Source organism: Bacteroidales bacterium (genome assembly GCA_035299085.1).
Taxonomy (GTDB): Bacteria; Bacteroidota; Bacteroidia; order Bacteroidales; family UBA10428; genus UBA5072.
Window position 1 is genome coordinate 51,476 of sequence record DATGXG010000024.1, and the last position, 18,844, is coordinate 70,319.

Consider the following 18,844-nt stretch of genomic DNA (forward strand, 5'->3'; position numbering starts at 1 on the left):
TAGGCACTATCAGGTTGTAATGATTCGGACCCCGAATACAGGACCGGCTGTATTGCGCTCATGGGCCCGGAATGTAACGGTAACCTTGTTCTTTCCATGGGTCAGTTCTGCAGGAATTTCATACCGGGTATCAGTAAACTGCCCCTCGGCCTTTCCTTTCATATCCTCAGTGGCGATCACTTTCCCGTTGACAAGGATATCAAACGTCTTGGCGCCAGGGAAACCACCCCAGTAGTCAACAACAAGAGCCACCGGTTTATCGGGTTTTACTTTCATATCGAATGAAAACCAACCTCCCCTGGATTCACGGTTTGCCCTTTCCTTGAAAAATCCGTTGGTTGAATTTTCGCTTTTGAAGTTATGATCCCGTTCAGGCTGCATTTCACCTGGCTGCACAAAATCAACTGTCTTTTCCTGTAATTCCTTTACATGGGCCATGTGTTCCTTATAGGAGGCCTCCCTCTTATTCCAGTCGTCGTATGTGAACAAATCCCAGTAAACGGTATAGTGGTTTTCATAGATCGAATAAAATGGCACCAGTTCCACATCACGAGGTTTTCCCACATTTTTCGTAAGAAATGTGTTTGTTTTGCCTGAAACCGGTTCAAGCCATCTGGCCGGATTGCGCTCTCCTGTAATCAAAACAGGCACATACAGCGGATCCGGAACATTCGGGTCCTCTTCGGGACCAAGAATTCCAGCCATTACAACCGGGCCATACAAAACAGCCACTCTGTCGGAATCGTCCGGCATGTTTTCAAGCCTGAGTGAGAACGGCATTTTAACTTCTACCTTATCACCTTTATTCCAGGTTCGTTTGATAGTCACAAAACTGCCCGGTTCACTCTTAATTTTAATTTCTTTCCCGTTAACCAGAATGGTAAAGCCTTCCTTTGCCCAATAAGGATACCGCACCTGTAGGGTGAATTTAACCGGTTTTTCACAGTCCATCGTGAAGGTTGTACCCTGCTCATCAGGAAACGCTGTTTTTTGTTCCACCTTTACGGCCTTATCCTTCCAGGTTACCTGTGATGCGATAAACTGGCTTACAAAAAGTTCTTCATCATTATGATAGTAGATATCCCAGCCGTATTTGGAATGGTTTTCCATTCCGGTGCCCACGCAACAGGTGAACCAGTACGGATCCTCAAATTCCTTTCTTCCTCCCATATCCAGCGAAAGATTGTATATCACACGCCCGTCTACCGGGTTCTGTGCCGAATGAATGTGGTTCAGAAGCATTCGTTCATACACATCGGCTTCAGCGGCTGATGCATCCCACATGAACAGGTGGCGTGTGAGTTTGAGCATATTGTAAACATTGCAGGACTCGGTTGTATAAGGCCCCAGCCTGTCGCGCAACTTATCGGCGGGACCGAAATATTCACTGTTGCCGTTTCCACCTGTTACATAAGAATGGTGATGCACTACCCTGTCCCAGAAGAATTCAGCTGATTTCCTTTCATTCTGGTCCCCTGTAAGTTCGTACTGGCGGGCCAATCCGATTAACTTCGGAATTTGGGTGTTGGCATGCTTACCCGGAAGAACATCTTTGCCGGCCAGCAGGGAATCAAGGATGGCTTTGTGATAGAATACCTGTGAGAGTTTCAAATACTTTTCCTCGCCGGTATCACCATAAAGATCAGCCAGGACCTCATTGATTCCTCCATGCTCGCAATTCAGCATTTTCTGTACTGAAGAGTCAGGTAAATCGTTCACTATCGTACCAATCCAGCCTGCAAACCGGGATTCCACTTCAAGCGCTTTCTGATTCCCGCAAAGTTCATAGGCATCGCGTAGCCCGGCCATCACCTTATGCATGGTATAGAAGGGTGACCATAAACCATTCAGATCAAACCCTCCGGTACGTATTTTCCCTTTTGCCACTTCATTTTCAAAAATCTTTTCACCGTCCTTGAAAGCTCCTATATAACCCAGTGGACTCGCTTTCTGGCAGGTATCCAATTCTGCAACGATATAATTTACCCTGTCGAGGAACTGCTTGTCTCCGGTAGTTTTATACATAAGCGCACAGGCACTCAGATAGTGCCCCAAACTGTGTCCGGCCAGTGTATTGTCTTCCCAGCCGTGATACTGTTCCGCTTTTTGTTTTAAACCTGCTTCACGGCGAAACCCTGCCAATAGCCTGTCAGGCTCATAATTCAACAATGATTTTATGTTTAGTTCCGTAGCTTTTTTAAACGGGCCGTCAAGCAGTTGCACATCGGTTATTTCGAAAGGAATCGCTCTGAAAGAGATGACTTCCCGGCCGCCGGTTTTAATTGTACCGGCTTTATTTGTGCATGATACCAGACAAATCACGCCTATAAGAAACGAAGATACTATTCCGATTGTGGTTTTCATAGTGTTATTGTTTTTTTGAATATACTGACCATTCAAGAATTCCCTGCGCTTTTTCAAAACCGATGAAGTTGAGACGGATTTTATTGGTGAGAATTGGTTTGAATGCTGTTTTATTGAACTGATCCGGTTTGATGGTACCGGTCTTTCGGGTACATTCCGTTTCCGGAATTTTTACAAATGTGCCTGCGGATTTATCCCAATAGGACAGAAAGCAGGAATCGGGCAATGTAATTCCCTGGTTGTCGTCCCACCAGTAAACTTCAGAGGTTCCTATGAACTTATCCTCCTTAAAATCATATTGTACCCAATTCCACGTGCCCACAGTAACGCCCTCTCCCGACCAGTTCCCGAAAGCACCGCTCCCCTTGTCTGCCGAGCTTCTGGGTTCTGTCAGATCATAGATGCTGTTCAGGCTTTCCCAGGAAGATACGTAATTGGTAGAGGCCTTATCCCCTGCATTGTCCTCAATAATGATCAGGCTGTCAGGTAATGGTTTGGGCTTACGGGTCGACAGCCAGACCTCCATTTCCGAAGGTCCCCTGTTATTCCAAAGGAAATAAGGAATGAGCTTCACTGTTTTTTCTTCTTTTCCTGAAATCGGGGTTGCGCTTGTTTCAATGACTTCGGTTCCCTGAAGAAGATGCGGTTCGAATACAGGTTTCATATTAAGCTTGTTCTTATAAACAAGATTGAGCACTTTGCCACCATTGTCAGGACCTTCAGCACAGAAAACAATAGGTCCGCGCTGTACAGCAATCAATTCACTGTCTTCCTTCAGGTTTTTATCCGAAATAATTTCATGGATTAACATTGACAGCGAAAGAACGATAACATCTCCCTTTTTCCACGTCCTTGAAATCAGGGCATATCCGTTTTTTATTTCAGGTTGTATTTGTTTCCCGTTCAGGGTAATTGTATAAGCATGCTGATCAACGTCGGTAAACCGGTAAAGGTTGCCCGGAATAGCTTCATTCCTTGCCCATCCCGGGATACGGACCATCAGCGTGAAACTTTGCTTTTCTGAAGGATTAACGGTGATTTCAACTCTTCCATTCCATGGATACCTTGTGTTCTGCCGCACTTCAATATTCTTCCCCTGAAGCTTGAGCTGAGCTGTATTCTTTGCAAACAGGTTCACATAAAGCCTGTCGTCTGCAACGGCATAAAAGTAGCCCGGTACCGACGGTATGAGCCGTGCCACATTTGGCGGGCAGCAAGCACAGCTGAACCATGGACTCCGCTGGTAGCTACCTGTTGACATAAGGGGATTGGGATAGAAGAACCGGTTCCCGGACAGGGATACCCCGGCTAACAGAGAGTTATACAATGTACGTTCCAATACGTCGATATATTTAGCGTCCCCGTGAAGCAGGAATAGCCGTTGGTTAAGATATACATTACCAATTGAGGCACACGTCTCGCAATATGCCGAACCATTAGGGAGACTGTATGGAATGCTGAAGCCTTCATTTCCTCCTGAAGCGCCAATACCGCCGGTAACGTAGATCTTCTTTGTTACCATATCCTCCCATATCCTGTCAATAGCTTTAATGTATGAAGGATCATTTTTTAGGGCAGCAATATCGGCCATTCCCGCATACATATAGACTGCTCTAACCGAATGACCCACTGCTTCTGTCTGCTCAACCACCTTTTTATCGGCCTGGCAATATTCTTCGCCTCCCGGACCTCTAACATCTAGGAAAAACTTGGCAAGGTCCAGGTACCTTTCATCCCCTGTGGCCCTGTAAAGCCTTGCAAGGCCAACCTCCACGATCTGGTGACCCGGATAATCTTCGATCTTGCCCGGGCCAAAATCACTGTCAATACGGTTGGCGGCCTTAATGGCAATATCCAACAGATTTCTTTTGCCGGTGGCCTGGTACCATGCAACGGCCGATTCAAATAGATGACCTAAATTGTACAATTCATGACTGAGGATATGTTCATTTACCCACCGCCTGTCACCGGCCCATTCATGGGGTGCCGTACCGTTTTTGTTTGCAATTGTGCGGTTGGTGTAAAGGTACCCATCGGGTTCCTGGGCCATACCAATAATGGCAATGACTGAATCGATAAATTTTTCGAGTTTGGGATCGGGAAAATAATGCAGCGAATAACTGGCCCCTTCAATCATTTTATAAATATCCGAATCGTCAAAAGGAAAATCAGAGGAAAAGTTGCCGGTTTTCAGGCCTGCCGCTATCTGAAAATTTAGCAGCCTGTTGGAAGATTTTTCAAATCCATGAGGAATCGTCACATCATGGTTTGTTTTAATTTTTGGAAGCCAGAATGAATCCTGGATATCGACCGATGTAAAGGGAACCGGTTGAATGGGATAATCATTTTTCTGCGACAATAACGCCTGATTCACGGAAAGTGAAAGGCAGATCAGGATCAGACACCATGCTGAATTTTTCGTTGACTTTATCATAATTACAAGAGATAAGGTTATTCAATATTGAAATTAAAATGGGCTGGTTTTATTCATCAGGTCCTGTATTTCATTTTCCTTTAATGCACTGTCGAAAAGTTGCATACGGGCAATGTATCCGGAAAAATTCTCGGATTCCTCTCCGGAAGAACCAATCAATATATCGCCGGCGGTTACGAAAAGGCTGATCGGTAGTTGTGCATCGGGGTTTCCATCGATATAAACCTTCTCCATCATGCCATCGAACGTTACAGCAACATGATGCCATTGATTGGCGGAAGGAACGGTCTTGTATGGCAGATCCACATAGCCGTCGCCGTGCGCAACAGCGCCGAAAGGACCGGAGCCGTACATCAGCGCGGCATAGGACGACTGTAGCATATTCTCGCGTGAATTCCATACCAACAGGCATTCACCAGGGCCTATTTCAGGGTTGCAGACCCACCCGGAAACCGTATAGGCTGAATTCCAGTCAAGGCTGGCCGGTGCTTTCTTACTTAGTCTAAGCCAGCTTTTCCCGTCAAAATAAATGGCTCTGATGCCATCTTTAACCATTACTGCCGGATCACCTGATTTCATGAAATCTCCGCCGAGAGTTCCGGGATTTAAAAATCGGTCGGGAATATTACCTGTTGGCAAAACTCCTGCATTCAGATCAACCAGCAGGCTGTTCGAAGTCAAAGCACCAGGGCCTTCCTGAACTTCCCTGTTCCTTATTTCAGGAACCGGGAACAGCTGATCATATACTTTTATATTCCAGATTGCTGCATACATACCGGCTTTTTCAGTGCCTGTAATGGTTATTCTCAGGTACCGGGCGTTGGCATCAAAATCATCAATCATAGGGCACCCGCTGCGTCGATTGGTAGTTCTATCCGAAAAAACTGACCAGCTCCGGTTGTCAGTCGAAAATTCAATTTTATACTGGTAGTAAAAAGTCGGGTATTCAAATTCAGTCATTATCCTTCTGACCTGCCTTACCCGGCCAAGATCAATTGTCAGCGATTGCGGGAGCATGCCGCTGCCTGCTTTCCACAGGGTTCCGTTATTATTGTCAACAGCGTATTCTGGCATGTACAAATAATCAGATGCATTGGCAAATGCAGTTTTACCGGCCACAAGATGATAACTTGAAGTGGCTGATACAGCAGTTTTATAGGCAACATTCATACAGGGTACCTGGTTTGGCCCAAGGTAACCAATGCCAATATGATCGGCATCGATCTTACGAATAGTGCTGTCATTGTCGAAAATCAGCTTATCAACACACACCTGTCTGAATTCACCGCCTGTGCTGTGCGGATAATCATGCCTGTGATATACGATATAGCTCTCGCCGCCTTCAGTGATCACTGAGTGATGACCGGGAGAATCAACGGTACCATCTGCATTCGATTCAAGGATAGGATTATTCAGTCCTTCTTGAAAAGGGCCACGGGGATTATAAGAAAAAGCATACCGGACGGTATAAGTATTTAACCGACAATCTCCGCTTGAATACATTAATACATATCGGCTGTTTTTCCTGAGAGCATAGGCTCCCTCGAAAGCATGCGGAATTTGTTGAAGCGGGATATAACCGGCCTCCTGAATGGTTGTCATATCGGCCCTGTCAAGAATGGCCCATCCCATGCCTTTGAAAGATGTGCACCATGTTCCGAAGTAGGAATACAGCGAGCTGTCGCTGTCCCACATAAACTGTGCATCAAGAGCCGGCAAATCCTTAATGCCTGTGCCTGCCGGAATCACAGGCCGGCCGTTGTTCAGCCGGATCCATGGGCCTATTGGCGTTTCGGAAACATACCCATAAATATTGCATCCCTGTTCGCAATTTCCCTGGTAATAATAATATCTGCCATCAGTACCCCTCACTAGATCGGGAGCCCAGCAATTGGTCAACCCTTCTGGAAGAGGAATATACAATTCCTGGTTGTACCAGTTCACAAAGTCCTTGCTGATCCATACCTGCGGCTCGCCTGATGCCAGCTTGACACCGTCGGTTGTGGCATACAGGTAATACAAATCACCGAATTTCAGGATGGTGGGATCAGCAAAATATCCCGGCACCAGTGGATTGCCATTTCCCGGGGCAGTGGCCTGTGTTTCCCCGGACTGCCAATTCCCGAATAACAATAATGCAGTAAGAATGAAAATCGGGTTCATCTTCAATCAGCAATAATAAAAGTTACTGAAACAGTTACCGTTTTAGTTTGGGTCCCAGTAGTATACTGGTATTGCATAAGCACAGTATGTTCCTCTCCAACGGAACAATAGCCGGTTTCAGCCCTCAACCCGCAGCTCCATTGTGTAAGGTTATCAAACACTTCAATATACACATGACCGTTTGCCCAGTACCCGGGGTTGTTGTCCTCTTCAAACCATCCGCCATATACCCCGTTTGTGTTATTCATACCCTCTGTGCCATCCGTTTTTAGGGGTACGATCCGAAGGTTTGGGCCATAAAGCAGGTCATGTGTTATTCCTAATTTAGATATCAGGTCGCTTTCATCAATATCAACCGTTACATTCTGAGCATATCCGAGTTGAAACGATAAGGTGTCGGAAATTGACATTTCGCCACAGTCAACCTTTACCGTTGGCACAGTTCCGTCAGGATAGCCGTTGATCACCGTTGTGAGGTAATCCACCCTGGATGAAAGCCATTCCTGCATCCTGGCTGTTTCTTCCGTGTAGTCCCTGTCAATCGGCCACCGTTCAAAATCTCTTGCAAGGGCATCCATAATGACTGCGTCGTATTTCTCCATGATCTTCCAGGAATGACTGAAAATCGAATCCTTTACTTCATTCCATCTTGATTTGTATTCCGAAACAAACTGGTGGTTCCTGAACATAAGCGTGAAGAAATCGGAAATCCGGTAACCGTTTGTATGATTGGAAGGATCAGTGCCCATTACAAGCTCCTGTTGATTAAAATAGTTATGACCGGTAACCATGGTTCCCCAGTCAAAATCAAAACCGGCATCAAAATCCCAGGCCGGACCGAATACATATTTTCCGTCAGTATCTTTATACAGAAAAACACTTCGCGGAGCATCGGTTTCCACATTATACACGAATTCTTCAAGGATCAGGTAATTGATGAATGACGGAATGTCGAGCAGTGCTGAAACTGCATTGTAATCATAATCGTTTATGGCAGTTTCAAGTGCTGCAAAATCATTCTTCACTGTTATCAGCTGGTCAGCCGTTGGTTCTTCAGGATATTTAACACAAACGGGAAGTTCGAAAACCGAGGAACGGAAATTATCCGTGGCATCCGGACTTAAATCGGGTCCGTCATCCAGATCCAGGCAAATCAGCCATGCCCCTTCACCGGCAATATTTACCCGGTTTCCACCCTGTTCCACCTGTTCGGTCAGCTGGTATAGTCCGATGTAATCTCCGTTGAGAGTTAATTCAACATACCGTGTATGATTTGTAAAAGGAATCCCCAGGTACCTGGCCACCTCAAATCCGAATGCATTCATGAGGTCGGTCGGATCGCGGTAATTTGCCAGCAATACCCAATCGCGGTTGCTTTTCATGCCAAGCAGGGACCATGCCATATCAAGCTTGATCCTGTAGGGCTTTTTATCGTACCAAAACCACGAAGAATTGCCCCTGCCCCTGATGCTGCCGGTTCCCTGGTAATCGGGGGCAATTCCGTTACCATTGATTTTAATTGAACAGGTGAGATAATCTCCGGATTCTTTGGATACAACAGGAGCATTACCGTCTACCTGGATGTTCATATTATAAACCCCGAATTCGACCGGAGTCACCGGGTCTTCAGGTATATCATGACCGGAATCGGGACGTTCGCAGGACAGAATCAAACCGAACACAGCGGGCAGGAGCAAAAGTCGGGTATCAGCCACCTTTAATCGGTTATTGTAATGTTAAACTCGAAAGTGACCTGATAGTAATTGCCGGTAGAGGGCGAATATACCATTGCCTGTTTGATATGATATACATCGCCGGCCGTGCATCGTCCGGGATGCTGACCCAGGGTGAAAACAAAGTTCTTCTCATCAAATTCAGAATATACTTTGTTAGATCCTGTTGTTCCGGAAGCCCACGCACAGACATTGCCGCTGGCGTCAAACCAATGGCCATAGCCATTTGCTGTGGTACCTGTAACCAGTGAACCATCACTGTTGACTCCGTAAAACTTGATTTTCTTTGATGAAGACGGTAATCCAGTATTTGATGTGATTTCGGTTGCACTTAATATATAAGCATAGCAAAGTTTCACCACATCAACCGAAACGGTTGCCCCGCTATAAGCTGCTGCATCAGCCGGAAATGAAACATCAAAAACGAAAGTTTCATTATGCGGGTGATCTTCTGGTGTAAAATCAATGTTGCCATACAGGTTGGTTCCTGTGAACTTAACTTTGTAAGGCCACTGTTCATCATTCGAGGCGTCTTCATCCCATGCATGTTTCCAGTAGCTTGTCGGTGCACCGCTTACAACAAACCAGAGTTTGCTGCAATTTGCGGGACATGTGAACGTGGCATTGCCTGTGCTCTGTGAGAACATGTCACTGTATATACGAGTACCGTCATCAAGCAGGGCTACATATCCGTATCTCCATCCGGCGGAGGCTATATTTACAGCGTTATAACCGGCAGTTCCTGCAATTCCTTCGAAACTGGCAGTAAGTTCTGTACCGCCTGCCGGCACATTCAGCCGGATCACATTGTACCCGTGATTCTCGGGACAATTTTCAGGAGCAACCTGCCAGTAACCGTCGACTGATTTGTTCATCAGGCAGCTATGGGCACCGATAAAGTTTTTGCTGTATTCACGAAAGGCATCCAGATCCCATGTAACCATCCTGCGAGCGTAATCAAACTGCTCATCATTGTATTCCGTAAGATTTATGCCGGTTATCCTCATATAGGCCTGGGCAGGATCTTCCTCTCCTGGTTCGCCTGATTGCTGCCACAGTTTACCTATGAAATCAATGCCGTGCTTGTCAGCCCAGTAATAATGAATAAAATAACTGGCATAGCGCTGCCATTCGTGGAAGGTGGAATGATAGCAGTTGTCGATATATACAGGGAAATCATAGGACGTAAAAATCTGTTCGGGATAGCTCTGGAACGACTGCCATTGCGCGGTCTGTTCCCAGAATGCATTGCCGCCGTTTCCTCCGAATCCATAACGCCAGCCTGAATTACCGCCATTATCGCAATACACCTGGTACTGGAAACTATGACCGATTTCGTGGGCTATAGTTGAACCAACTGGCTGACAGGTATTCGGACTTACCCACAGTGCACCGATTGTATTGTCGTACCCTGCTCCCGTGGCAAGCCATTCGGTTTGATAAAGCAGGAATATCATCATCTTATATTGATCCGTTTTAGAATGACCGGGAGTAATGAATTTCAGCGTATTGACATTCATATCATAAAACTCTTCGGCCTTTGCCAGCAGATCATCTATGTTAACCCGGTAGGCAGCATTGGGATAGTTAGTGGGAGTGATTTTTCCATATTCATCATACCCTTTACCCCAGAACACGATGAAATGTTCCGACTGCTTACTGCGGCCGTAATACCAAACACTTGTGCTTGTGTATAAATCCATATTCCTTAATTCCTGGGGAATATAGATTTTACTCACATCGATATCCCCTGGATCAATGGTTCCGCCCGAAGGTGCCTGTGTGATGGCAATCTCCTTTGTGGATGCGCCCGAGCGGATCGTAACAATGGCAGTGCGCGCTGAATCAACAGTGTTTTCCTCAACAGTAAAAGTTACGGTTATCATTTCATTGGCGGCACCATTTACAGGATCGGCGCTAACCCATTGCTGGCTAATCTGGCTGATAGTCCAGCTCTGATCCGATTTGATCCGTGCTGTAACTTCACCTCCGCTACCGGTAAGCGATATTTCAGTTTTTGAAATCGAAATATAGGCTTCTGTTTCTTCAGGATCTTTTTTGCAGGATGTGATCAACAAAAGGATCAAAAGAGATAAGGGAATAAAACATAAGCCAGGTTTCACTGGCTTATGTTTGTATATGTAATTCGATTTTCCGGTCATCGGGCAGGATTAGCAATTGTGACATTAATAATTACATCGTATTCTTTCAGGTTATCCGGGTTTACAAAAGCTATTTTTACCGTATAGGTTTCTCCCGGTGTAACACCGTCAGGATACTGACCCACATTGAACAGGGCATCGGCAATGATATAATTTGCATAGAGTCCGCAACCGTCATCTCCCCAGTTACATACATCGCCTGTAGTATTGAACCAGTAACCCGGAGCCTCGGCTGTGGAGCCTGCGATGTACAGTGAATCGGTTGAGGCGTCAATACCGTAAATATCGGCATCTCCGGGAGCGATTCCGATTGCTTCTGCAATGGCAAGTGAGTCAATTTCAACCGGTGTAGCCACATAATCATTGTTCTTGTCTACTGTAATATCATAGGTCGATGTACCTTCAATTGTGGTTTCCGGGTAAACTACCGGCGCCCCTGTAATGGTAACATGGATGACCACATTATATTGCTTGAGATTATCCAGGTTTACAAAAGCTATTTTTACCGTATAGGTTTCACCGGCAGTTACGCCATCAGGGAATTGGCCGATGTTGAAGAGCTCATCAGCAATGATATAGTTGGCATATAATCCGCAGAGGGTGTCTCCCCAGTTGCATACATCACCCAGTGTGTTAAACCAGTAACCTGGTGCTTCAGCTGTAGAACCAAGAATATACAATGAATCGGTAGTGGCGTTAATACCGTAAACTTCAGCATCGCCCGGGGCAATGCCTATTGCAGCAGCTATCGCAGCTGCATCAATTTCAACCGGAGTAGCGGTATAATCATTGTTCAGTTCGGCTTCTATGTCATAAGTAGATGTACCTTCGAGGGTTGTTACCGGGTAAACAAGGGGTTTCTCATCAGCAATTGTAATATTAAAAACAAAAGCCACACTGGTGGTGTCATATTTCATAGCTTCAACAATGCTGAATTTATCACCTACTGCCAGACCACCCGGCAAATGACCGATGTTGAATTCAAGTGTGGAACCCTCCAGCTTTTCGCAATATAGAATTTGTCCATTGCCCCATGTGGTAACATCACCATTTGCATCAAACCAGTGACCTAAATTATTAGTGGATGACGGATCATTTACTTCATATTTGGTCGACCAGTTATAAGCATAGAAAGTGATATCATTACCTGTCTGAACAAGATCAGGAGGATTTCCTTCAAGGGTACCCAGAGCAGCAACCAGTTCAGGAGTTGAAGCGTACTCAAACAACTCAAGTAGTTTTGCTGTATCTTTTCCCTGGACCAGATTGATGGTAACCGGCTCCCAGTTGTCGGAGTATGGGAGCACCACATCCTGGGTAAACACGTAATCCGCAGGAATAATCTGGCGGAGTGAATCCTGGCGCCTTTTTTCAGCCAGCTCCTCGTCAGTGTATTGATGTCTTCCTGTTACATCATCCTTTTCGCATGCAGCGAAGAATGAAATAATAATGGCTATAAAAACCAATGCTGGGAAAATGCTTTTTTTCATAGGTGTAGGTTTTATAATTTTATTTGATTTGATAGTCTTTAAATAATAACTACTGTTCGTAGCCCGGATTTTGCTTCAGGTTCATATTGGCATCCAGAAATTCCTGGTAAATCGGGTACAAATTTTTGTTCACGTCATCTGACAAAGCCACGGATGATGCATCATAGCAGAATCTTGATTTTCCGTTGTACACATTGCGTGAGCCATCTTTCAGACGGAATCGTATCAGGTCCTGCCTGCGGTGATGTTCACCCACGAATTCCCAGGCAAGATCATCGAGCAACCCTCCAAGTTCAATATCGGCTCCGCCTTCATGTGTGAAAACCTGTACATCATTTCCCTGCGTATCGTGTTGAGTCTCACGCAGACCGTAGTCATATCTGCTGCCGCCCTCAAGATCAGCGACCGTGCGAACTGCTTTAGCTGCATTGGTAGGAAATGACCGCTGACGAACTTCGGTTACAAGATCTGCCGCAACCTGCTTGTCCACACCCAATCGGAGCAGACACTCAGCCTTAATAAACATGGCATCGGCAAGACGGTAGAAACAAACATCCGTTCCGGATGAACCGGTTTGTCCTGAAACAATTTCCTGCTTCCAGAACCGGGCGCCTTCCATTTTGAAAGCTCCCGGGTTATCAATGCTGTGAACAAACACGGAATAATTGAGTGGTCCGTCGCTCGTGCTGATCGGTGTGGCTACCAGTCCTGCAGTATTTCCTGCAGCCACCAAATCATTGTACTGGTAAATGGTTATGTCAGTGCCATTATTTTTATATGAATACTGCGGACCGAACAGCCAGGTATCCGTTTTTCGCTTATCATCGGAATCGTATGTGTCAATAAACTGGGGCACTGCACAGCTGCCATCCCATGGTGCGGAATTATACAGGAATGTAGCTGCACTGGCAGAATGAAGGCATTTGTTGCTCAGGTAATTCGCTGATGCATATGTTCCGTCGAGCGGTATGGCGAAAATGACTTCTTTGCAGCCGCTTGCATCAGCCATAAACGGATCTTTATAATCCGGAGCCAGTTGATAAGTCGTATTGGCCATCACCTCATCCACTTCGGCTTCAGCTTTCTGATACCATTCGTTGCCGGTAAAACCTTCGGTCTCATTGCCATAGAACCAGGCATTGTGATTAAGGTAAACTTTTGCAAGCGTCATGCAGGCCACATAATAGTTCATGCGGCCATATCCTGACGTTTTAACCAGGTCGGCCTTAGCAGCTTCCAGCTCTGAAACTATAAAGTCATATACAACAACCGGATCTTCCTGTACAGGCAGAAAACCTGCCGGAATGTCAGATGAAGTGATCAGGGGAACGTTTCTGAAAATATCAAACAGAATGTAATAGTATAGCGCCCGCATGGCACGGAATTCGGCCACTTTTTCCTTCTTTGCCTGGATTTGTGGCATATCAAGCAGTTTATTGCAGTATCCAATGCCTACATAAGGATAGTACCATGTCTGGTAGAAATGGCCGATGGAGGAATTATAGGTATGCTTGTGCATCAGGATGTACTGGGCGCCCCATCCAACTCCCGGACGTAAAGGAGTCATCATCAGGTCGCCGCTTTCCTCTGATTGATCAAATAATCCTTCCCAGGCCCAGTAGGTGTAGCGCAGGTTTGTATAAACCGGTCCCGACATGCTTTCGATTTCTTCATCGGTATACGAAATGTTATCTTCTGATAGCGAACTGTAAAGGTTTTCATCCAGGTCGGTACACGATGCAAACACCAATACAAGGGCTATAAAGGCAGTGTATATATAGTTATGCAACTTCATAATGCGTACTATTTAAAGTTTATATTGGCGCCGATTGTAAAGGAGCGGATGGTAGGATATTTATCCCTGCCGTCAATTCCGAGCGAATAGATATCGGCATTGCCCAGTTCAGGATCGAGTCCTTTATATTTGGTAAGGCATAAGAGGTTTTCACCAGAAAGGTAAATACGGAAATTATCGACAAACTTCAGCCGTGTGGTATTGAAGTTATACCCCAGGGTAACGTAGTCAATTTTTACGAAGTTTCCGTTCTCATAATACCAACTGACAATGGTTTGCGACTGGGCAGGCGACATCAGCCTTGATTCCCCGGTTTTATTTCCATTTTCATCAATAATGGGAATGGGATCAGCGGCAGATTCAAGCCTGTTATAGGATATTGAATTGTTCTCATAAAACATGCGCTGTTCATTTACAATCTGGAACCCCAGCTGTGAGCTCATCTGTACATTCAGATCAAATTTCTTGTAACGTACAAAATGATCCCAGTTGAGATATAGTTTCGGAATTGCAGAAGCGCCGAGCCATTGCCTGTATGAACTTTCAGCGGTAGCCATTGCAGCGGTAAACTCTTCATATTTGCCGGTGGCAGGATTCTGTATCATCCATAAACCGTTTTCGGACAGACCCTTCGTTTTCAGGCTATAATAGCGGCCAAAATGCGATCCCACTTCAAGTCTTTGTGTAGGAAGAGAAACCGGATCCCCGGCCCAGCCATTATCCTGGAAATTATCCGTTTTATACAGATCATTGGATAGGCTGACAACCTTATTACTGTTATGATATGCCGTAAAAGTAGTAGCGTACTGCAGGTCACCCCGCTGAATAGCAATAGCCTTTATCATAATTTCAACACCGCGATTCTGCATTTTTCCCGCGTTGGCATATGTGGTGGTAAACAAGTTGGGTGGTGACGGAACCTTGTAATAATAAAGCAGATCACTTGATACCTTGTTATAGAAATCCACAGATCCGGTAATGCGTTCTCCAAGAAGTCCGAAATCGAGACCAATATTGAACTCAGCTGATTTTTCCCATTTCAGGTTTGGATTGGGATTGGAAATCGCTTCAAGGCTGGGTGCCCATTCTCCTTTGCTGTTCAGGTAATACCCCCATGAAGAGGTGTTATAATCATAAAGGACAAGTGATTTATACGACTCACCGGCAATGATGCCGGTTACGCCGTAACCCATACGCAGCTTAAGGTTACTGATCACATCAAAGCTCTTCATGAAATCTTCATTGCTGATTGTCCATCCTGCCGAAACAGCAGGGAACATACCCCATTTGTGATTTTCACCGAATTTTGATGATCCTTCGTAACGAACGCTGGCCAGGATGTTGTATTTATCTTTGAATCCATAAGTTACCCTTCCGAAAAATCCGATCAGCCGGCTGTCCTGTGCACCGCTTCCCATACCTCCATCGGGCTTCTCTTTATTCTTAAGAGCAGCGCCCATGTAAATATTGTTATACAGGTAGGCATCTGTGGGGAAGTCATAATTTGAAGCCGACATGGATTCATACTTATCATACTGGTAGCTGTAACCCACCAAAGCGGAAATATGGTGAATGTTCTGTACCATCTTTTCATATTTGGATGTGACTTCAAGCTGATTCGATTCGGAATAATGGCTGCCTTTTGAGGCATACCCTTCAAAGCCGGCAGTTTTCCATGTATAATAATTCCGGGTTGTATAAATTTCGGAATTCCCGTTTGACCGGTTGGTGGATACTTTAAGGTTAGTCTGCCATCCAGAGATTGGTTCAACAGTGACGTTTCCTGTAAGACGAGTCCATTCACTCTTATAATCACCGACGTTTTCATAAATCATAGCCACCGGGTTATAGTACTGGAATACCGAAAAATCCTCATAATACTTCCTGAGAAGTGGATCATTGTCGACATTGTAAATGGGCTCCGTGGGATTGCGAATTACGGCCTGGCGATAGATATTATTAACACCGCCGTTGCCTGCATTGGTCACATCATTTTTATGGGTTCCCTTAACCAGGTTGAAATTGATTTTAACTTTATCATTTATAAGCCAGTGACTGAGGTCAAACAACATCTTCATTTCCTCGTTATTTGATTTCTTAATGGTCCCTTCTTCCTGGCGATAAGAGAAATTTGCGGAATAGCTTGTCTTAGGAGTACCGCCTGTGATGCTTAAACTGTGATTCTGGGTATATCCGATCTGTGATACGGCTTTAAGCCAGTCTGTATCCCATCCCCTGTCCTTTAAAGCGGTCTTTCCGAAAATAACATCCGTTGGATCCATAAAATCAGCCACTTTATAATAATTCGACATGGTACCGTAGGCTGCATAGGTCACCTTAGTATCTTCCATGCGTTTTCCTGAATTGGTTGTAATGAGTATGACGCCGTTTGCACCGCGGGTACCATAAATGGCGGCTGCGGAGGCATCCTTCAATACATCAATTGACACAATGTTTTCAGGGGCAACGCTGTTGAGTGACCCTTCGATTCCGTCGATGAGAACGAGGGGGCTGTTGTTGGCAAGCATACTGATGATTCCCCTGAGTCTGATAGTTGATTCAGCATTGGGGTCACCCGAACCCTTTGTAACTGTGAGTCCGGCAACCTTACCTTTGATCAGTTCAGCGGCATCCTGGATATTTCCGGCCAGAAAGTCTTCCTTTTTCACATTGGTGACAGCACTAGTCACATCGGCTTTACGCATGGTGCCGTACCCGATCACCACAACCTCGTCAATCTCCTTTACAGAACCTTTAAGGGCAATATTAATGGTTGTGCTTGATCCGACAGGAATTTTTTGTGCTTCCATGCCGATGTAAGAGATCATAAGGATTTCTCCGGGAGAGGCATTAATGCTGAAGTGTCCTTTTACATCCGTGATGACACCCCGGTTGGTGCCTTCAATCATAACGGTGACGCCAATCAGGGGTTCGCCGGTGGCCGCGTCTGTGACCGTTCCGGTTATAGTCTGCTGTTGTACCAGTGATTTGGGAGTGATTACAATCAGGTTATTGTCGAGCACTTTGTAAGTCACATCCGATGCAGAAAGCAGGGTATCCAGAATATCTTCGATACCTGTTTCCTTTAAATCAAGGCTGACTTTACGGTTTAAATCAGTAAAATCTTCATTATAAAAGAAGCGGAACTCGGTTTTTTCCTGGATAAAATCCAGTACTTCCTTGACGCTCTTGTCTGTCATGGTAAATGACATGGTTGTCTTCTGGGAGTAAACAGAGGCTGAAATCTGAAACATCCCTGCGAAGATTAGGATCAATACCAGTTTCATAATTAGGAGTAGTTTTTTCGTAAAGGGGCAAAGTCCCTCAATACAATTCTTGAAAGGATTTTTCATACATTTGTATGGTATTAAGGTTGATAATACTTCAGTGTGGCCGCGAACCCAGAGAAGTGTTTGTTAATCTTTTACAGTCACGCTCAGGCTTCGGCAAAGCGTGACTTTTGTTTTAAAGAACCGGTTTTATTTTTTCATTCGTTTAAGTTTAGGTTAATAGTATATCAGGGTTGAATTTTCATCTAGGGAGTCATTATACCTTTATACTGGTTCATTACCTTCTTATCTTCATAAAGCTTCACCTGCTTTCCGGCAATTTCGTAACGGATAGGAGCAGTGTATTGTATGGCCGACAGCACTTGTTCCAGCGATTCTTCAAGCAGGATACCGGTGAAAGCATAATCTTCAAGATTCTTGTCCATAAAATGAATCTCTACATCATACCGCCTCTCCAGCTTGGTTACCAGTGAACTGAGCTTTTCATTCTTAAAAAGCCAGCGGGTGTCTTTCCACGAAGTATAAAGTCGGGTATCGGCCACATTGCTGACCTTAACCGGTATCGACGCGAGCTGAACAGCTTGTTGCATCGGTTTTGTAATGTTCTGTTTTGCCGGACCCTGAACGGCAAGTTGTCCGCCTTGCTTATGAAAAACTGCGCTTTGTTTGGGTTTAAGAATAACCGGTTTATCTTTCTTATTTTCAGCCAGGTCATCAATGCGCACCACACCTTCTTCCAGAGTGGTTTCAATTGTGCCTTCATCATGATAAGCCTTAACATTAAAAGCAGTTCCAAGAGCAGTAACTGTAATATCGGAGGTGTAAACTTTAAATGGCAGGTGTTTATTCTTGCTTACTTTGAAGTAGGCTTCGCCATCCAGGTATACCGTCCGGTTTGCCGTTCCGTAATCCACGCCATACCTGAATTTTGTTCCTGCATTAAGCCACACTGTTGTGCTGTCCGGAAGGATAATGAATGATCTGGAGCCTTTTGGAGCCGAAGTTTCAACAAACAACGCAGGGGCGGCTGATTTTTGAGTTCTTACCAGGTAAAAGCTGCCTGCCACAGCAAGGGCAACGAGGACTAACAGGGCAGCTGCTATTTTATAAACGGATGATAACCTGAGGCGGACCTCCTTTTGAGGAAGAGGCCTGATCCCTCTTTCCGTGATTTTTTTACGGATTGCCTTTAATGCGGATTGTGAATCAAAATCTGTTTCGGATGAGAAATAGGAAACATGATTTAATTCGCCGATTTGCCTGAAATGAGAGAGGTTCTCTTCATTCTGGCCAATCCAGGCAAGCAGGTCATCAGCTTGCGATTGAGTTAGCCTGTCGTCATAAAAACTAACGATGGCTGCTTTGATAGATTCCGGTACTTCCAATTTTGTGCTTTTTTGTTTTCAGAAATTA

9 protein-coding genes are annotated in these 18,844 nt (G+C 45.1%); all 9 read right to left on the reverse strand.

Annotated elements, in window-relative coordinates; genetic code table 11:
• Positions 1–9 precede the first annotated feature (9 nt).
• Entirely contained in the window at positions 10–2,364 is a 2,355-nt protein-coding gene (locus tag VK179_06740; GenBank protein ID HLO58420.1) for a beta-L-arabinofuranosidase domain-containing protein, read from the reverse strand.
• Positions 2,365–2,368: 4 nt separating this feature from the next.
• Positions 2,369–4,798, reverse strand: a complete 2,430-nt coding sequence (locus VK179_06745) for a glycoside hydrolase family 127 protein (GenBank protein HLO58421.1) — start codon at positions 4,796–4,798, stop codon at positions 2,369–2,371.
• Between the two features lie 33 nt (positions 4,799–4,831).
• Positions 4,832–6,961, reverse strand: coding sequence for a family 43 glycosylhydrolase (locus VK179_06750; protein HLO58422.1), 2,130 nt, complete (start codon positions 6,959–6,961; stop codon positions 4,832–4,834).
• A 2-nt stretch (positions 6,962–6,963) separates the two neighbouring features.
• The gene (locus VK179_06755; protein ID HLO58423.1) at positions 6,964–8,676 is read right to left on the reverse strand and encodes a CotH kinase family protein; all 1,713 of its coding nucleotides are present in this window, start codon (positions 8,674–8,676) and stop codon (positions 6,964–6,966) included.
• A gap of 2 nt (positions 8,677–8,678) precedes the next feature.
• A complete protein-coding gene (locus VK179_06760) occupies positions 8,679–10,817 on the reverse strand; it encodes a DUF6055 domain-containing protein (protein HLO58424.1) in 2,139 nt (712 codons plus the stop codon).
• Positions 10,818–10,852: 35 nt separating this feature from the next.
• Complete coding sequence (locus tag VK179_06765; GenBank protein HLO58425.1) at positions 10,853–12,346, reverse strand: DUF4859 domain-containing protein; 1,494 nt, start codon at positions 12,344–12,346, stop codon at positions 10,853–10,855.
• A gap of 49 nt (positions 12,347–12,395) precedes the next feature.
• On the reverse strand, positions 12,396–14,141 hold the full coding sequence (locus VK179_06770; GenBank protein HLO58426.1) for a RagB/SusD family nutrient uptake outer membrane protein: 1,746 nt from the start codon (positions 14,139–14,141) through the stop codon (positions 12,396–12,398).
• A gap of 8 nt (positions 14,142–14,149) precedes the next feature.
• Entirely contained in the window at positions 14,150–17,395 is a 3,246-nt protein-coding gene (locus tag VK179_06775; protein ID HLO58427.1) for a SusC/RagA family TonB-linked outer membrane protein, read from the reverse strand.
• Between the two features lie 281 nt (positions 17,396–17,676).
• Positions 17,677–18,816: a FecR domain-containing protein gene (locus VK179_06780; protein ID HLO58428.1), complete on the reverse strand. Its 1,140-nt coding sequence runs from the start codon at positions 18,814–18,816 to the stop codon at positions 17,677–17,679.
• Positions 18,817–18,844: the final 28 nt, after the last annotated feature.

Excerpts from the sequence above, each read along its gene's own strand:
- VK179_06775 (HLO58427.1), bottom strand. The coding sequence starts at position 17,395 with ATGTTTCAGATTTCAGCCTCTGTTTACTCCCAGAAGACAACCATGTCA.
- VK179_06770 (HLO58426.1), bottom strand. The coding sequence starts at position 14,141 with ATGAAGTTGCATAACTATATATACACTGCCTTTATAGCCCTTGTATTG.
- VK179_06745 (HLO58421.1), bottom strand. The coding sequence starts at position 4,798 with ATGATAAAGTCAACGAAAAATTCAGCATGGTGTCTGATCCTGATCTGC.
- VK179_06740 (HLO58420.1), bottom strand. The coding sequence starts at position 2,364 with ATGAAAACCACAATCGGAATAGTATCTTCGTTTCTTATAGGCGTGATT.
- VK179_06765 (HLO58425.1), bottom strand. The coding sequence starts at position 12,346 with ATGAAAAAAAGCATTTTCCCAGCATTGGTTTTTATAGCCATTATTATT.
- VK179_06750 (HLO58422.1), bottom strand. The coding sequence starts at position 6,961 with ATGAACCCGATTTTCATTCTTACTGCATTATTGTTATTCGGGAATTGG.